The organism is Borreliella afzelii (assembly GCF_014202295.1).
Classification (GTDB): Bacteria; Spirochaetota; Spirochaetia; order Borreliales; family Borreliaceae; genus Borreliella; species Borreliella afzelii.
The window spans coordinates 1-17,613 of record NZ_JACHGM010000007.1; the positions used below are offsets into that span (position 1 = coordinate 1).

The following is a 17,613-nucleotide window of genomic DNA, read 5'->3' on the forward strand; positions in this document are numbered from 1 at the left end:
TAATATCTATTATCATTATTTAGTATAAAGTATGGAGACAGCCCCCACATTAATTTTTTAAAAGGCTGCCCCCTTAATAGCTAAACTTCTAATTAAGCTATTAGAAGGATAACAAATTATTGAAAAATGATATATATATTATATATATCATAAATCAGACAATTACAGTAAATAATTATTGTGGAAAAACCCTTATAAAGGGGTATGGGGAAAAAACTTAATCTAAAAGATACCTCTAGAATTGGGTTTAAAACCTAACAAGGATAAACGGAATAATATATTTTATAACAAGAACAGCAAAGAATCCTTGAATCATTTATATATTCTTTGATAATTTAATATTTACAAAATATATAATATTAAAATATTATATATACCTTGTCTTTTATAAACAGAATATTATAATGGTAATTATTACTTTAAAAGTAATATATTTTTGATATTTTATATATTTAATTTATTTAATTTCCTTAATAAAAGAATTTGACTAAATTTTTTTATTAAGGAAATATGAATTAATTCTAAGTGTCTTTTGCCAAGAAATAATATGACATTAGTAATAATATTTCTATGTAAATTGGGATGGCAATTCGAAAAAATCATAAATAAACATTCGAGAATTTTATTCATACTTATTAACAAAGTAAAACAAAAAAATGAAAATTTATTAATAGAAATGTTAGGGAAACATACTATTTTTTTGGATTACACACTATAAAAGTGTATTCAAAAACCTGAGTTTAATCTTTATAATATATAATTAATTAGCTTATTAAATATTTTTAAAACTAATTTAAACAAATTAGAAAATTGACACAACTATAATGAGATTTATTTTCTCAAAATGACCTTTAATTTTTAAAATTAAAAATGGTTTATACGGACAATAAAATTAAAAACCATCATGGAGAAAATAAATTAATAAGTCGAGGCAAATTACAATATTAGGAATATTGTAAAACTATTTAAAATCTTATCAATTCTTAAACTTCATCTACTCTTTCCCAAGAATTTAAAAATAGATAAAAAATTGTGTCAATTGTAATTATTATTAATGTAAGAGTTAGGGATCCATTTGTAAGTCCTTTTGCCCTTACTTCAGGATAAAATTTTAATAATCCGTTTATAGATATATAACTCGTTAAACCAGCCAATAATCCAGAAATTAGCCTTGATAGAGGATGAATTATCCATAAAGATTTCATCTTGATTTTAAAATAATAATATAGCAATATATTAATATATTGAAATAAAAAAAACAAATATGTTCCAATTAATACTGTTACCATGTATTCAAAATTATAAAACAATATTTTCAAATGAATTCCTAGTTGATCTGATTTGCTATGATTAAATCTTAATGTAAATTGGATCATGATAGCAAAAGTCATTTTTAATAAAAAACACAATATTGCCGAATCTATTGCTTCTTTCTTGTTATATTTTTCTGTTATTAAATTTAAAGAAAATAGTGTTGATAAAAAAATAATTCCTGATATATTTAAATACATTTCGAATGCTTTTAATTTGTTTAGTATAACAATAGATGATATTATTGAAAGTAATACATTAAAGCAAAAAAGACCCAATTTCCCAAAAAATCGATAAAGTATTCCTAAGCTTGTGTATATAAAAAGTGCTATTTCCATACATAAACTCAGATCAAATAGGTCATCGGCCATAATAAATTATATCAGATTAATACTAGCATACAATATTGAATTGATATTTTGATAATTTTAAACAAAAGAATTATATATTTACAATGTAATTACAAAAACTTTAAAAACTGTCGAAAATAAATCTTAAACATAAATAGATAGTTTTACTAAAAACTATCTCTAACTAAATTTAATATAAATATAGATAGATTAAAAATTATTTATAATCTTCAGTTAAAAATAAATCCGAATACATTTTTGTATATCAAAATTTTATAGTTTAAAATATAAGAATTTATTTTCTCAACTTTTATTAAAAAATATGTTAAAATAAATTTAAATAAATCAATTCTAATATATTATTTATTATTGCTTTTAGGGGACGTAATCTATGTTTAGAAAAAAAGAAATATATTTCTTGTTATTTTCATTACTTTTATTTATGTCATCAATTATAATTTCTCATGGAATAAAAAACATTGGTATTAAAAATGAAAATTATATTACAGTTAAGGGTCTTAGTGAAAGAGAAGTTTTATCAACATCTTCTAGTTGGGAACTTAGATATAATTTGACTGGCAATACTATTAATGACATTATTAAAGCAAATAATTTAAGCTTGTCTAAAATTAAAAACTTTTTCTTAAAACATGGATTTAGTGAAGATCATATAAAAATGGGATTTATGGAATTTAATGAAGAGGCTTATAAAGAATCTCTTTATAAGTATAGAGCATATATATCTTTAAGTGTTCATACAAAAAATATTGAAAAAATGGAAGCCGCAGAAAAAAATATTACTGAACTTTATAATCAAGGCATATTGATTAGTAATAGTGGAGGACCAAGATATTACTTCGACAATATTAATGATATAAAGCCCGAAATGTTAGCAGATTCAATCAGAAATGCAAAATTAGCAGCTTTGGAATTTGCAAAACATTCAAGTTCAAAATTAGGAAAAATTAAAAATGCAAATCAAGGACATTTTGAATTTCTTCCCATTGATAGAAGCTTAGGGCCCCAAGAGAGTTATCCAAAAAAAATATTAAGGATAGTTACAACCGTTTCTTATTATTTGGATTGATATTTTTTTTTATAAGCGAACTATTATTTTCTAAATAAAATTATAGAAATGGCTTCTAGCTTCATTCTATGGCAGGTTTTTGAGTTCTAAGAACTGTATCATCAATATAGCAATAGTATAATTTACAAGCTTAGCTTTTGCATATTACTTCTTTACTTTCTGATTTTTTATATATTTTAGCTTCATTTAGAGTCATATTAATTCACAACTTTTACAATTAGAAATACTTTAATCTTAATTTTTAAATTTCAATTGCCTAAAATGTTCTTTCTTACTTAAAATATTTTTAAAAAATCAATCTGAAATTAAGTTTGCAAAAACTGGTGTGAAAAATCAACGCCACAAAATTGCTATTAACATAAAAGTAACTTTTTATAGGAAATTTAAATGGTCTTTGAAATATTCAGCTTTAGGATTTTACTTATTAATAACTTTTCGTTATTTGTAGTCGATTATTAAAAAATAATAAAACAAGTAAAAGATTTAGAACTGCAATAAATAAAGGTACTACCTTCCCAATTACATTAATCAAAACCACTCTTTATCTAAAATTTTATGACAAACTTTATTATTTAGTATAACAAAATAAATATAATCACTTTCTATACTTCATTATGTTAAAATAATTGAAATTTAAAAATTATCATCATTTTATAATAAAAATTCGGGTATAGCATAAAGAATTTAAAAATAATAAATTTTTAAATAAAAAAGCTGCTAATTGCTAAAATAGATTGATAGAAATCTATTTTTTAAAAAATCCCACTAAACCATCCTTGAATATACAACTAACAACTCTTAACTAATTTAACAATAAGCAGAAAAATTTTATGCTCTTTCTATACCCCTCCAATTAAATTTTTAATCCTTTACTACTTTTTTATAATAATTTGAAATTAATAATCTAAAAAACAAAAAGAGTCAACATCAAACAATCCTTTATCATTTATTTTTAAATGCGGAACTACTGTTAAAGACATAAAAGACAAAGTCATTAAAGGATCATCAAGCTGAGAACCTAAAATATTTTTACAAAAATCATTTAATTTCATGTATTGAAAAGCTATTTCTTTGGCTGGAAGAGTGCTCATTAATCCAGAAATAGGAAGTTTAATTATTATGGTTTTTTCATTATTTAGAGCACATAAACCTCCCTTATTTTCAATAATTATATTTGTTGCTTTACATAAATATTCATCATTAGTTCCAACAACTATAATATTGTGAGAATCATGAGCAACTGTACTCCCTATAGCACCTTTTCTTATCCCAAAATTTTTTATAAATCCTATAGAAATTTTACTATTGTCTTCATATCGATTTATTATAGCTATCTTTAAGATATCTTCAGCAATATTAGATTGAAAATCTGGAGCCAATAAATTGCTATCAATCATAGTTTTCTGCGTAATAATTTGGTTATTGATGCAATTGATTATCGGAATCATCTTATTTTTAGTAGAAAATTTAAAATCTAAAATAGATTTTTCACTACAATTAAAATTGTTTATAGGAATTTCACTTATTAATGGAATATGCGATATGCCGTCACTATAAACCAATTTGCCATTAATATAGGTTTTATCTATTTTGAATGTCTTAATATCTTTAGTAATTATAAAATCAGCAGGATCTCCTATCCTTAACAACCCCACTGGGATTTTATAGTGTAAAACCGGATTAATACATGCTATTTTTAAAACATCAAAAAAGTCGTGCCCATACCCTATTGCACGAGCTACTATTGAATTAATATGTCCATGTAGTATGTCATTTGGATGTGCATCATCAAAACAAAACATTAAAGAATCACAATATTTGTTAGAACATTCACTAATCAAGGGATGCAAAGATTCAAAATTTTTAGCCGCACTTCCTTCTCTAATTATGATTTTCACACCTAAAGATAATTTATACCTTGCATCTTCTATTGTTGAACATTCATGATCAGTAGTAATACCTGAAGACATATACTTTAAAGTTAAATGGGGAGACAAGCCAGGAGCATGCCCATCAACAACCTTATTGCGCTTTAATGCAGAATTTATTTTATTTATAACTTCAACATCCTTATTAATTACTCCTTTAAAATCCATTACTTCAGACAAATAGTAAATATCATTTGATTCCATTAATTTATCTACATCTTGATCATCTAATACATGTCCTGAGGTTTCAAATTTCGAAGACAAAGCCGGCACACAAGAAGGAGCTCCAAAAAAAATTTTAAACTCGGTTTTTTTAGAATTATTTATCATAAAATTTATACCGTCAATACCATTCACATTTGCTATTTCATGAGGATCGCTTATTGTCGCAACAGTACCATGTTGAACTACCAAATGCGCAAAGTTTGATGGTATAAGAAAAGAACTCTCTATATGTATATGTGCATCGATAAATCCTGGCAACACATACTCATCCAATGTTGCATCAATTTTTTCTATGCTCACAATATAACCATTTTCAATCGTTATACTAGCTGGATAAATTTCTTTATTAAAGATGTCGATATAATTGGCTTTAATTTTAAATAAATTCATTACTTATCCTCTTTTAAAAAATTTTTGTTCATAAAATACTCTATATGTTTAAATATATATATTATTATAAAATATATCAAAATGGAAATTTATTAAACATGATCTACAAACTTAATTACATACAATTTTTATCTTATTTTTTATTTCTTTTCACACTATAATAGTGTAAAGCATATCTCCACTATAATTTAAAATCTTTCAAAACTTTAATTATAGTACAAAGAGTCTTTATATTTAATTGCAACTAGATTTAGAAGAAACAAAAATCACCGATATTTGCTAAACATAATAGAAATCAAAGATAATTTTTGGGGCACAATTAACGAATAAAAAGATTTAAACAAAAAATAACTAGCAATTTTAATATTATCAAAGATTATATGTTAGAATATCGGCAAATTTTTAATAAATTTTTGCACATTTAACAAACAAAGGATATTTATATTGAATATTTAATTAAATGATGGGATTTTAGAAAAATTAAGCAATAAAACAAAATTAATAACTTATTACACTAGTCACAATGATATTTTATTGCTTTTCCAATAAAAAGAAGAAAGAATCTCAATCTCCTTAATTTAAAATTAAATAACAATAATATTTCTAATTTCTTGTTCTAGATTTATAGGATCTCTATTTATGCTTAAAATAATATTTGAAAAGGTTTTATTTAAATAATCTCCCAATTTATTATTTTCAGACTTTATGAATTCTTTATTGCTACTATAATCATTTAATAATTGCTTAACACATCCCCTAAAAGTTGTTCTCAAGGCTAAAAAGTCTTCGAGACAAGTTTTAAGCCTTTTAAGATTAGGAATATCTAATAATATTAAGTTATTTTTTTTAGCAAGCAATAATCTCATTATTGCTTCAAATCTAAATTGAAATTCTATACCTACATTTTGCATTATTTTATTGGCGATATTCTTAATACTAGATACATTTGAATTTAAAATTAATCCTAATTCTTGCAACTCACTTTCATTGTAATCTAAAACTGCATACAAACATCTTCTAGCCATTTTAGATTGTTCTACATCATCAGCAAGTGTTTTTTTTAACACAGACCAACTAATATTTTTAAAAGGAAGATTATATTGATTAGACGGCTCGCTTTTGAATTTTTCAAAAGAATTATCTATGGCTTTATTATTAAATTCTACCAAACTATTTATCAAAAATATAAGCCTATCCTTTTCTCCTTGCACATGTTCTTTCCTAGATTGTTTTTTGTCATTATGACTCTTAATAATCTTATTTTTCTTTAAAACATCAGCTTGGCATGAAATAAATAGAAAAATATTGATTAATAATATTATTTTTTTCATAAAACACAGCCCTTAAAATGGCTCTACAATAAATCTGTAAAGCCATAATATAAACTTATTATAAGTATAAAATTGAAATAATTACAAAATAAAATATAATCTAAAAATGATTTTTTTTCAATATTTTGAAAGGCTAAATAAGTGCATGCTATTTCTACAAAAGATTATAGAAATAGCTTTTTAGACTCTCAAGAAATAATGATTGACCACTAAAGTAATGATATTTTAATTTCAAATTCTAGAAGTTATTTTGACTTTTATTTTTCTATAATAACAATAATTTTAAAAATTTATGACTGTATTTATATCTCGCCATGAGGATTTATGAATCCTTGAAGATTTATACATAATTGTGGAATATCTTTCAATAAATAAGCATTATTATGCTTATTGCAAATAAACCAAGATTTTTAAATATTTCTATGTTGTTTACAAAAATAATTTTAAAATAATATTGAAGTTTATACGGAAAATGAAAATCAAAATAAAATTGTAGAAAAATCTTATACAAAGAAGATACAAAATAAATTTTTGAAATACATGAATATATAATTCATGATTATCAAATTATTAAAAAATATATAAAATTAAAAAAAGAAGAATTTTAAGTATTGACGAAATTGCACATATTAAAAAAGTTATTAAAGTAATTCACTATTCAATTGGTGCATAAAAAGAAATAAACAAAATAATTTTAAATCTAAAAGAATTCAACTAGCCAACACAGTTTTTAGCCTTTATAAATTTTATTTAGCATAGTTCTTTTATCATATTTAGAGAAATATATGTATAAATTCAGGAGTAACTAAAAGAAGTAGTGGTTTTACAACTTTACTTGTAGTTTTAAAAACAAAATAGAGGTCTTTAAAATAACAATTACTACTGGTATCTTTTAACTATAGTTGATATAAGCATGAGTGCTTCCATCAAGAATAGAAAGATTTTAAACATCCAAAACCAACGCTATTTATTGGTTTCTTTTTTTTGTTTTACAATACATAGCTAAGATAATAATTGTTTAAAGTAATTTATCTATATTTTAATTTTAGATTTTTTCTTTCATGCTAGTTAAAAATGAAATATAAGGGATAAATAGGCATTTTTAATTGAAAGAAAGACTGGGGATTTTAAAACCATTTATAAGTAATTTTAAAATAAAAATCGTATGTACATCTTGCTTTTACAATAATGTTCAGTATCTTTAAGATCTTGGATAACCTTTTTAGCTACTTTTAAAGCTTCTAGTTTGGCTATTAATTTATATTAAAAGGGACTTTGTAAGTCTAATAATTTTTTTCAAGCTCTGTATTACTATATTCTTAAAGCTTTATTTTAATTGATTTATTTTATCTTGATAATTTTTAAATTCGTCATTAATAACCTTATTATTAAGCTTTAAAACATCTGAAAGCAATAAATCTATTGTTTTTTTCGTTTACATATGCCTCACAAGCCATTATAAACAATAATAATAGCATAAAAAATACTTTAACTATGTTCTTATTTTCCAATAGTTACTCCTACATTTGGGTATAACAATGAAATAAAAGCTAGCAGCACAACATTGCAAAATATAAATCTCTCAATTAATTTTTGACTAATAAATGATTTGCATTAATGTAGTAGAATAAAAGTTAGAAAGATTAATAAAATATTATTTAGTAGATTTAAAATAATACTTTAAAAACAAAAGTCATTTTGCCAAATGGACCTTTTACACTAAAATTTGCAAAATAAAAATGCCTAGAATACATTTTTTAATGTCACTTTGAATCCAAATTTTTAATTTTTTTTCTATTTAAATTTTTTAATCTATATTTATTTCTATTGAATTTTTTTTTATTGTAGCGTGTATTACCATCTATAAAGCTTTTTCTATTTATTGTCTTCCTTTTATTTAAATTAAATTTTTTATTGAAATGTCTTTTAATAAGAAAATTAACAATAAGAAGGGCCAATATTGGCAATATACTAAAGCAAATCAATTTTAAGAGGATAGTTTTTGTGTTCATAATTAAATTCTCAACTTATTATATGATTTTTATTGTAAAAATTCCATTTTTTAAATTCCATTTTTTTGTGACCGCCATCAATTATTGAAATACCATTAATAATATTTATTAAAATAAATAATGCAAAGATATAAAAAGACAAAAATTGTATAATTAGTGTACTCTTTATATATTTACATTAATTTAATTAAGTTTTCTACTATTTTTGCTGAGTTAGAAGAGGCTTTTTTTAAAAATTTTTTATAATCATCATAATTATTTTCATTATTTACTATATCAGATATTCCCCGGATGATTATAAAAGGAATTTTAAAATTATATGCTACTTGAGCCATTGCAGCGCTCTCCATGTCTATTGCAATTGCATTTTCGAATTCTTCTGGAATTTCTTGAAAATTTTGATGGTCAATGAATTGATCTCCAGTAATTATTAAGCCCAAATAAGAGGTTGTATTTTTTATTTTTATCTTAGAAACTTTCCTTATAAGAGCAGTATTTGCTTTAAATTTTTTAGGGTGTTCCGGAATATGTCCAATTTCATAGCCAAATCTATGCAAATTAAAATCGTAATTTGTTGTTTCTGTAGATATTATAACATCTCCTACTTTTACGAATTTATTTTTATTGCTATAAATTCCACTAGCAACTCCAGCATTGATTATATGACTAATTTTGTATTTTGATATAATATAACTTGTCCAAAAAGCTGTATTTATTTTTCCAACTCCCGTAGCTATGGCAATTATATTATGATTAAGCACTTTCCCAATAGTAATCTTTTTTTTTCTTCTATGTTCTTCTATTGAAATAGATTTTTTATTTTGAATAATTTTATCTATTTCTGCTATTTCTGCTTTTGTAGCTGATATTATTAAAATATTGCTTTGAGAATTTTCATCTGATTCATTTATTTTTGGCTCATTTCCCCAAATATTTAAAACAATAGATAAAAAAATTATTAATAGGTTTGTTATATTTTTGATTTTCATAAAGAAAGCTCCATATATGTTTTTTATTAATTTTATAAATTAATATTTCTATATTTTCATTAGTTTAAATAGTATTGCAATATTATACTATTTATAATATTGCATTGGTTGGATTAGATTTTTCAAATTGTAAAAATTTAAACTAGAAAAATTTCAATAATTATACATCGCTAATCTTTCATTATTTGTTTTATTATTGTCTACAATAGTAAAACAAAATTTTTAGTTAAGCGTAAAATTTAAATTTAATTGATTCTTGTAGTATACTTGCTTACATTACTATAATAATTTTTATTATAAGTAAATTTTAATTATTTTTAATTTTTGAAATTAAGGAGGGGAGATTTATGGTCAAAAAAGTTGTTATTTCATCAACATCTATAATGTTATCTATTTTCTCATTAAGTTGTGATTTGCGAAAAGAAAATGCTGGAAACAAAATAGGTAGTGTTATTAGTTCGGGAAAAGATTATTGGGATAATTTAGGTTGTAAATATTTAAGTGGATCTGAAAAATCTATATTCAATGCATTTCCTAAGTCTAAAAAAAGTCAAGTGTTTTATTCTATTTTAAAGAAAGAAAACGGAAAAGATGCTACACAATTATTAATTAATTGGGGTATAGATTTTCAAACAGCAAGCTCTATTGCTATTAGCATAGATAAAGAATTAGTAGAGCTTAAGAATTCTCAAATTAAATTATCCGATAACGATTCTTATGAGGTAGGGAATGCCGGGAATTATAATTTACCTTACAGCAGTATTGACAGTGATAATAACTTATTAAGTGCTGATAGTTCCTTATATTCTAATTTAGACAGCAATGATAATGCAAATACGAATTATTTAAATAGCCAGAACTATACATATCAAGAATATACCAATAAACAAGCACAAGAAATGCAAGAAATATTTAAGAAATATAAAATTTTTAAAGAAAATGCTTATAAGCTTTCACAAACTTTGAATAAGTCTACTTCTTATGCCGAGGAATTAAACACAAAATTATCTGAAATCAATACGAAAGAAAATAATAAATTTATTTTAAAAGCAGATGATATAAAAGATATAATAAGATTAATAGCCCGAATAAAAATGACTCAATATACAGATTTGTCAAAAAAAATACTTGATAATAACTTTTCAAACATAGCTAGTGATGAAGAGTCAGCTCGTTATGTTCTTCTATATAAGAATACTAACAATCCTTATCTTGAAGTTCGAAAAATACTTGGCAGCATTTTAAGCAAGATATCAAGCATAGTAGGGGGATCTAAGGCTAATGTAGTAGATATTGAGGACTCTGAAAAAATTAAAAAAGCTAAAGAGTATGCTCAAGGTGTGCTTGACATATTAAAATCAATAGATTCTGGAGAGGCCGTAGAAGCTGTTTTAAATAAAGCAAAGCAGCTAGAAAAAAAATAGCTAGAAAAGCATTAAAGAATAATAAAGTATTATTGAATATATTCTAAAAAGATAAAGACATAGATTTATTTTAAGTTAAATCTATGTCTTTTATTAAGCCAATTTGGAAAGGAAGTTAAAGGTGGCTTAGATATTCTAATTTTTATAGTTTAAAATAATAGATAAAAGGCCCTTTATACTTTTTGTGAACATTTTTTTATAGGTAATAATTTTTAAACAAATTTTCAATCTTTTCTAAATTTAAATTATCCAAAGCCTCTTTTACAGACAATAAGCGATTAACTATTTTTTGAGGGTTAATTTATACAATATGTCATTTAAAAAATAATTATTAGTACATGTGTCTGTTTCAAACAAATACCCACAAGTTCTCTTAATTTATCATTGATTAAAAAACTCTTTAAAAAGTTATAAAGTCGCTTGTTCCCATTAAATTCCTATATCTTATTGCTGTCATTGCTTTTAATATATCTTAAAATATGGGGTGAATCCCCCCACAATGAAATACAATTTTCACTCTTAAGCCAATAATTTACTTGAATCAACTATTTCTTTGTATTAATAGTAGAGCTTATAGTTTTAGAATCTATGCTTAAATTGATTGATTAGCTATGATGTGAAAATTAATATAAAGTTTTAAATTGTACAAATTTTTACAATATTCCTTTTTAAGAAAAAAATTTCCAATCAAATTTAAAATTTTTTTGATATAAATGTAATTACAAGCTTATTGGCTAAAAAAATATTGTGTGAATCACGTTATATTTGATTTTATTATTCAAGGGGTTATCTAGAATAATGAATTCGATCAACGAATTTATTTTACTAAACTACAGAATTTTTCTTTTGTCAGATTGGTATCTATCTTTTGCAAGGTTTTATTAATTTAAATATATTTATTATTATTTTTGATTTTTATTGTAAAGAGGGTTCTAAATATTACAAGAATAGGATTATCCAAATCAAGAAGTAAAGCCTTAAAATATTGCTAACAAATAATCTAAGCAAAAAAATAATATCAGATACAAAGATATCTAATCTCTTTTTTAAAAACTCCTTTTTAATCAATTAATAAAAGAAGCAAACTTGTAAATAAAGTGGGGAATGATTACTAGAACCTTATGCAGCAACACTATAAATCAAGTTAATATAAATGCTTCTAGTAAGAATTTAGACCTATAAGTATCCATTACGATTATTAACCTCGCTGCTAATAATTTATAAAAATTGCTTTTAAATTTTGGTTTCAACTTATAGCAAAATTCAAAAAAGTATTTATAGCCAAAACCCTCTTTTAATTCTTTAAGCCTCTTTAAAAATTCATTAACCAATCGACTTCTTTGAAAAAAGATTAAAACTTATATATCTATCTAATTTATAATATTCGCTATCTTTTATCTTTTTCAACACCTAAATACATTTTATTTTATGAAAAATTTTATTTGAAGTATTATTTTTTAAATAAAAATAAACAAAAGAAATTTTTCATCATTAAAAAATTGTCCCGATTTAACAATACAAGAAAATACAGTATAAGGTGAGCAGCCCTTAGTGTTACTAGCACTATAATTGAATGCGCTATAGATAAATCAGTAGATTTAGAGGCACTTGTTAATAATGTACAAAATAAAGCAAATTCAATTGAACTAACTTATAGAAATAAAAATTTAATGCATATAAGTGCTACCTTGAAAAAGGTTGATCCTGATTTTCAAAATAGAAATTTTACGGAAAATAATCTTATAGAAAGTGGGTTTAGAGGTCTTGATAAAATTAATTGCTTTCCAAGCTTAATATTTTTTATATTATCAGAGAGTACTCAAGGTATCTAAATATACAAATTAAAAGTTCAAGCTAGGCAAATGAAAAGGAATTATTACTAAACCATTTTAAAAATTTGCATATGCTTAATGAAATTGAAATAGAATTTAAGGACTTATTATTAAAATCAAATTTTAATGATTATAAATATATAATATTTTGGATACAGCACATAGTTTTAATGTGATATCTAAAAAATGCATTATTTAGTATCGATTATATTATTATTCCAATAATAACTTAGGAATGGGTAGTTGAGTGTTTAAATTTATGTGATTATTTTTTAAATAAATTAGGTTTAAAGGTCTTATTATGTTTGCTTATAACCAGATTTAAGAAAATAATATACATAACAAGGGGTTTCTAAATTTATTAAAGAATAGAGGTGATTTTTTGGGTATTATACCTGAGAGGGAATATTTAAATAAAAATATATCTGTAATTCTAGTTTTTCTTTTGAAAAGGATTTTATACATGAATATAAAAGCGTTATTAATAAGTTTTTGGATTATTTAAAAATGATGTAGAAAATATAAAATAGGCGAATTTATCTTGTCTTAACATATGCTTCTATTATAGATCCAACTGTGGTGTATTTTGATAATGTCTTAATATATTCATCTATATCTAAATATCCTAAAGTTTTACCAAAATTCTTATCTTCTACAAGTTTATCAAGAACTATAATAGGATCAATAGAAACTCCTTTTTCTCATGTAAAATGTTATTATTCTGTTGCTAGTTGGAAACAATCTCACTATAAAAAGGGGTCTATATTTTTAATATAATAAATATTAAAGTCATTCAAAATATATAATTTTAATCATCACTAGACTCTATTATTTCTAAAAAATATCCCTGCAGTTTCTATTTATAATAAATATTGAAATAAGACTTTAGAATAAAAAATCAAAAACATTAATAATCTATCAATAATTATTTGCAATAATTGCATTACAAGTTTAAACTTAACATATATATATGTGTATATGTTAAGTAAAAATCAACCCTGTTTATAGGATGTTTATAATCGGTTATTTCTGATAACCATAAAATTTAAAAAAATCAAGCTACTATAATAATTTTATATGTTAGGAAGAGTTAATATGATCAAGTTCCCTAAAACCCATATACCGAAAATTCATATAGTAAAAAAAGAATATGAAGATGCCACTATTAAGTGGGATAAAGAATACTCATTGTTTAGAAAACTACATGGTAAAAATAAGACGCTTGAAGATTGGTTAGAATATATAAAAAAAGAAGAAATGAAAAAAATAAAAGAATTTTCAAATAAATTTGTCGAAAAAAGATACCAAAAAAACCATATCTTGGAGCCTTAATGGAGCTCTAGATCCAACTAAAGGGAAAAATAAAAATATTATAATAAAGGATAATTATAAAATATGAATAAAAGCGCTTATACAAACTTTAAAAAAGAAAAAAGAGCCTATTTAATAGTAAAAAAGTTGGTATTAATTAATTTGGGAATAATAAATAAAGATAATAAATAGAATATGGAAATTATCAAAATCAGTTGCGAAAAACTACTTTAAGTGCCATAAATAATAAAATTGATGTAAATTTTATATAAAAAGAATATAAAGATTTTATAAATTTAATGATTATAAAAAATTTAAGGGATTTTTAGAAAGGCTTAATTTGAACAATAGACTGGTAAATATTCCAACAGTAGTAAAGTATAAACATATATTATGATGTCTATCATATCATTATCATTTATTATTGCATTCTTGCTAAGAAACCTGAACTTAAAATACGTTGAACCGAGATATTTAAATTAAAGATGAGAATATTTAATATTGACACTAATAGATTAATTTCTGGTAAATAAGAATAAAAATTAAAAAATAGTATAGAAATATACAAGATTTAATTAATGTTTATTAGTACAAAAGATAAAGCAATGCAAACTTAGTCCTAGTAATACAAAATGGGCACGCTCTTTTTTAGATAGGGTTTTTAGAAAAGCTTAAAAAATATTTTAAAATTTAGAAAAGTTCAAAAATATTAAGGGGTTTAAAAGAAATTGAAAGAACAATAAGATTTTTTTATGAGAATAAAAATACATTATTACGTTATATATTCCCTAATATAATTATACACTTATTATATGCCAATTAAGGAGAATATTTTCATGAAAAACAACATAATTTTATGTATGTGTGTTTTTTACTTTTAAACAGCTGTAGTACCAATCATGATATTGAAACAGCAATAAAAAAACATATCAATGAAACAAAAAATGCAAATATTAATGAAATCAAAAATTTAATAGAGATAAGTAAAATACCCTTAAATAAAAACGAAATGCCAATAATTGAACCAGAGAGTCAAAAAACTGTAGATATTCAAGCGAAAGTGATGAAAAAGCTTTTACAATAGATGTAAGGGCCTTTAATTTTATAAATACTTTTTTAACGAATATTAAACTCGATAACTTTGTAACAATATTTCATAAACCAAACCTACAATCACCGGCTAAAGTGCTAAATAGCATAACAATTTTAGAACTTAACCTAGAACAGATAATTAATCACCTATCTTTGAAAAAAGATGTTTTAGATAAGGCAAAAATTTCAGATTTAAAAATGATTAAAAATTCCCTTGAACAATTATTCTCTATAAGGAAAATTTTTTCAAAAAAAATAAAACAAATTTTATTAGATTATCAGAAAGATGAAAATTCTATAAAAACAGAAGATTCTAAACTAGAAACCTATTTGGGTGCAAAATTGAATCAATTTAATGAGAAAAGAAAAGGGGTTAATAATCTGAAAACAGCCATATTATTAATACCCATTCCCGACATTACAAATTAAAATTTATTTAAAAAGTTTATTATTTTTATAGTTAACACTGATAAATTTTTGTGATAATTGTGGTGGTAAAGCTGTTTTATAAGGTAAAATCTAGAATAGACCGATAAATACTAATGGCATTTGGATTTGCACATTAAAACAAAATTAAATCCCCATATATAGGAAAGATATTTAATACAAATAAATAAAAAAATCAAACATAACACTGATTACTACTTGAATTAAAAGTATTTATAATTCAATTCCATAAACAATAGAAGAATAATTTATGATTGATATTAATTAAAAATTAATAAACACTTAACCCTTTAAAAGCAAAAATACAAAAACAAATATTTTAATATTAAAATTAACTAAAACGCGATTTCCTTAAAATAAGAAACTTTACTGATAATTTTAGAAAGGTTAAACCGGTATTAAAGGGCGAGTTATTTATTTTTATATATAAAAATCAAAGATTATAAAAATAGCTTCTTGTTTTATCTTATAATAGCTTTTTGGGCTCTTTTTTAAGAGCAGGCATCTACTACTAAAGCATAATCTACAAGCTTTATTTATGGAGATTCCTGCCTTGGTTTTTATTTCTTTATGATAATAAGCCTTAAAATTTAACCCTACTACATTTAATATCTCTATCATGCAAAGTACTACAACTACTGCAAATCCATCTAGCATCCCTTAATTTTAGAGGTATATTTTTAATACCATAATTGTTACATAGTTTACTTGATAGGAAATATCTACTTTATGCAAATAGGATCCACTCCGCCTTGATTTACATGATAATCGACTTACACATTCATGCCATCCTAAATCATTAATGCTTTTCCCAAACATTCCTTTTTTTTCATACCTTCAGTTGATGAGTTTTCCATTATTATGTTTTTATAATTAACTACAAAGTAGTAGATAATTTATGTAAAAGGTCTTTTCTTTAATTTGAAACTTTATCATGTAAATTGACAATTCTTAATCTAGATTTAGCTTTATTGATAGCCACTTCTTGTTTTTTTGATAGTTTTCTTTGGTATTTCCCAAGTTTATTTTTATTTTTAAATAAAAATTTAAGATGATTGGTTCTCTCAATTCCACCACTTACTAAAAGCAAACCATACTAATATCAATACCAACTAACTTCTTTTTTATTCTCTTTAATTTTATTGTTATTTTCAATATCTACGCACTCAACTACTACTAAAATATAATTTATTATTAGTATCTTTTTCTACTACATTTCTAATAATTCCTTAATTCTTGATACTCCAGTAGACATAACTTTACAAATTCTATTTTAGGGAGCTTTATATAGTCATTTTCTATTCTTGTTTATTTTTAAAAATGATTAGTTCTAAAAGTTTGCCTATTTTTCTTGATTTTATATTTAGAAATTCCTTATATGCTATCCCCTTTTTTAATTTCTCTGAAAAATTATTATATACGAAGTTTAAATTAATTTGAGAATTACAAAGAGCCAAACCATCAACTTCTCTTAATAATAGAAACTCTTCTTTATATTCACTTAGATAATTAATAAAACTTTGCTTATTGTTTTATAATAATCTATTTTATAACTTAATATTTTGTTATATAAATATTATACATCTAAATACTTTTCAAAAGTATTTTTTTAAAAATTAGTGTTAAGATATATTCTGTATATATAAGCTATTTTAACACTCATTATTTTTTAATTATTAAATTATATTTAAGCTACTTCTAAGAAAATTATGTGTCGTTTTCTTTAGAGAAAACCGCGATTACTAGGTTAATTAAAGTCTTTTTAAAAAGAAAAATCAAAATCCTCCTATATCCATGTCATATTAATTGCTTTATAGAATTTTTTTTATTTGATATCTACATTTATTGCTTATAGAATCTATTGAATAAAAAGTTGATTTTGAC

The 17,613-nt window shown here is 23.2% G+C and carries 13 protein-coding genes; 6 read left to right on the plus strand and 7 right to left on the minus strand.

Going from position 1 to position 17,613, the window contains the following annotated elements:
* Window positions 1-983: 983 nt before the first annotated feature.
* The gene (locus HNP63_RS05260; protein WP_044052056.1) at window positions 984-1,682 is read right to left on the minus strand and encodes a VUT family protein; all 699 of its coding nucleotides are present in this window, start codon (window positions 1,680-1,682) and stop codon (window positions 984-986) included.
* Window positions 1,683-2,052: 370 nt separating this feature from the next.
* Here HNP63_RS05260 and HNP63_RS05265 point away from each other — a divergent pair, with 370 nt between their 5' ends.
* Window positions 2,053-2,748, plus strand: coding sequence for an SIMPL domain-containing protein (locus tag HNP63_RS05265; protein ID WP_183227406.1), 696 nt, complete (start codon window positions 2,053-2,055; stop codon window positions 2,746-2,748).
* A gap of 896 nt (window positions 2,749-3,644) precedes the next feature.
* Here the strand turns inward: HNP63_RS05265 and ade are convergent.
* The 4 genes from ade to HNP63_RS05290 form a co-directional block, all read right to left on the minus strand.
* Window positions 3,645-5,291, minus strand: coding sequence for an adenine deaminase (gene ade / locus HNP63_RS05270; protein ID WP_183227408.1), 1,647 nt, complete (start codon window positions 5,289-5,291; stop codon window positions 3,645-3,647).
* A 584-nt stretch (window positions 5,292-5,875) separates the two neighbouring features.
* The gene (locus HNP63_RS05275; RefSeq protein WP_157868199.1) at window positions 5,876-6,622 is read right to left on the minus strand and encodes a complement regulator-acquiring protein; all 747 of its coding nucleotides are present in this window, start codon (window positions 6,620-6,622) and stop codon (window positions 5,876-5,878) included.
* Between the two features lie 1,327 nt (window positions 6,623-7,949).
* Entirely contained in the window at window positions 7,950-8,036 is an 87-nt protein-coding gene (locus tag HNP63_RS07115; protein WP_214646002.1) for a hypothetical protein, read from the minus strand.
* 771 nt (window positions 8,037-8,807) lie between these two features.
* The gene (locus HNP63_RS05290; protein ID WP_082197662.1) at window positions 8,808-9,623 is read right to left on the minus strand and encodes a 5'-methylthioadenosine/adenosylhomocysteine nucleosidase; all 816 of its coding nucleotides are present in this window, start codon (window positions 9,621-9,623) and stop codon (window positions 8,808-8,810) included.
* Between the two features lie 347 nt (window positions 9,624-9,970).
* On the opposite strand from HNP63_RS05290, the gene HNP63_RS05295 reads away from it, so the two are divergent.
* The 5 genes from HNP63_RS05295 to HNP63_RS06895 all read left to right on the plus strand — a co-directional run bounded on the left by HNP63_RS05295 (window position 9,971) and on the right by HNP63_RS06895 (window position 15,711).
* Window positions 9,971-11,047, plus strand: a complete 1,077-nt coding sequence (locus HNP63_RS05295; RefSeq protein WP_183227410.1) for a hypothetical protein — start codon at window positions 9,971-9,973, stop codon at window positions 11,045-11,047.
* Window positions 11,048-12,735: 1,688 nt separating this feature from the next.
* Complete coding sequence (locus HNP63_RS05300; RefSeq protein ID WP_183227424.1) at window positions 12,736-12,879, plus strand: hypothetical protein; 144 nt, start codon at window positions 12,736-12,738, stop codon at window positions 12,877-12,879.
* Window positions 12,880-13,974: 1,095 nt separating this feature from the next.
* Complete coding sequence (locus HNP63_RS05305; RefSeq protein WP_183224288.1) at window positions 13,975-14,211, plus strand: hypothetical protein; 237 nt, start codon at window positions 13,975-13,977, stop codon at window positions 14,209-14,211.
* 835 nt (window positions 14,212-15,046) lie between these two features.
* Window positions 15,047-15,274: a hypothetical protein gene (locus tag HNP63_RS06890; protein WP_235685158.1), complete on the plus strand. Its 228-nt coding sequence runs from the start codon at window positions 15,047-15,049 to the stop codon at window positions 15,272-15,274.
* 101 nt (window positions 15,275-15,375) lie between these two features.
* Window positions 15,376-15,711 (plus strand): CRASP family complement regulator-acquiring lipoprotein, encoded by a 336-nt coding sequence (locus HNP63_RS06895; protein ID WP_373477049.1) that lies wholly within the window; start codon window positions 15,376-15,378, stop codon window positions 15,709-15,711.
* A 601-nt stretch (window positions 15,712-16,312) separates the two neighbouring features.
* On the opposite strand, the gene HNP63_RS06900 is transcribed toward HNP63_RS06895, so the two are convergent.
* Together HNP63_RS06900 and HNP63_RS06905 are read right to left on the minus strand one after the other, a co-directional pair.
* The gene (locus HNP63_RS06900; protein WP_325064418.1) at window positions 16,313-16,414 is read right to left on the minus strand and encodes a hypothetical protein; all 102 of its coding nucleotides are present in this window, start codon (window positions 16,412-16,414) and stop codon (window positions 16,313-16,315) included.
* A 231-nt stretch (window positions 16,415-16,645) separates the two neighbouring features.
* Window positions 16,646-16,819: a hypothetical protein gene (locus tag HNP63_RS06905; protein WP_235685159.1), complete on the minus strand. Its 174-nt coding sequence runs from the start codon at window positions 16,817-16,819 to the stop codon at window positions 16,646-16,648.
* Window positions 16,820-17,613: the final 794 nt, after the last annotated feature.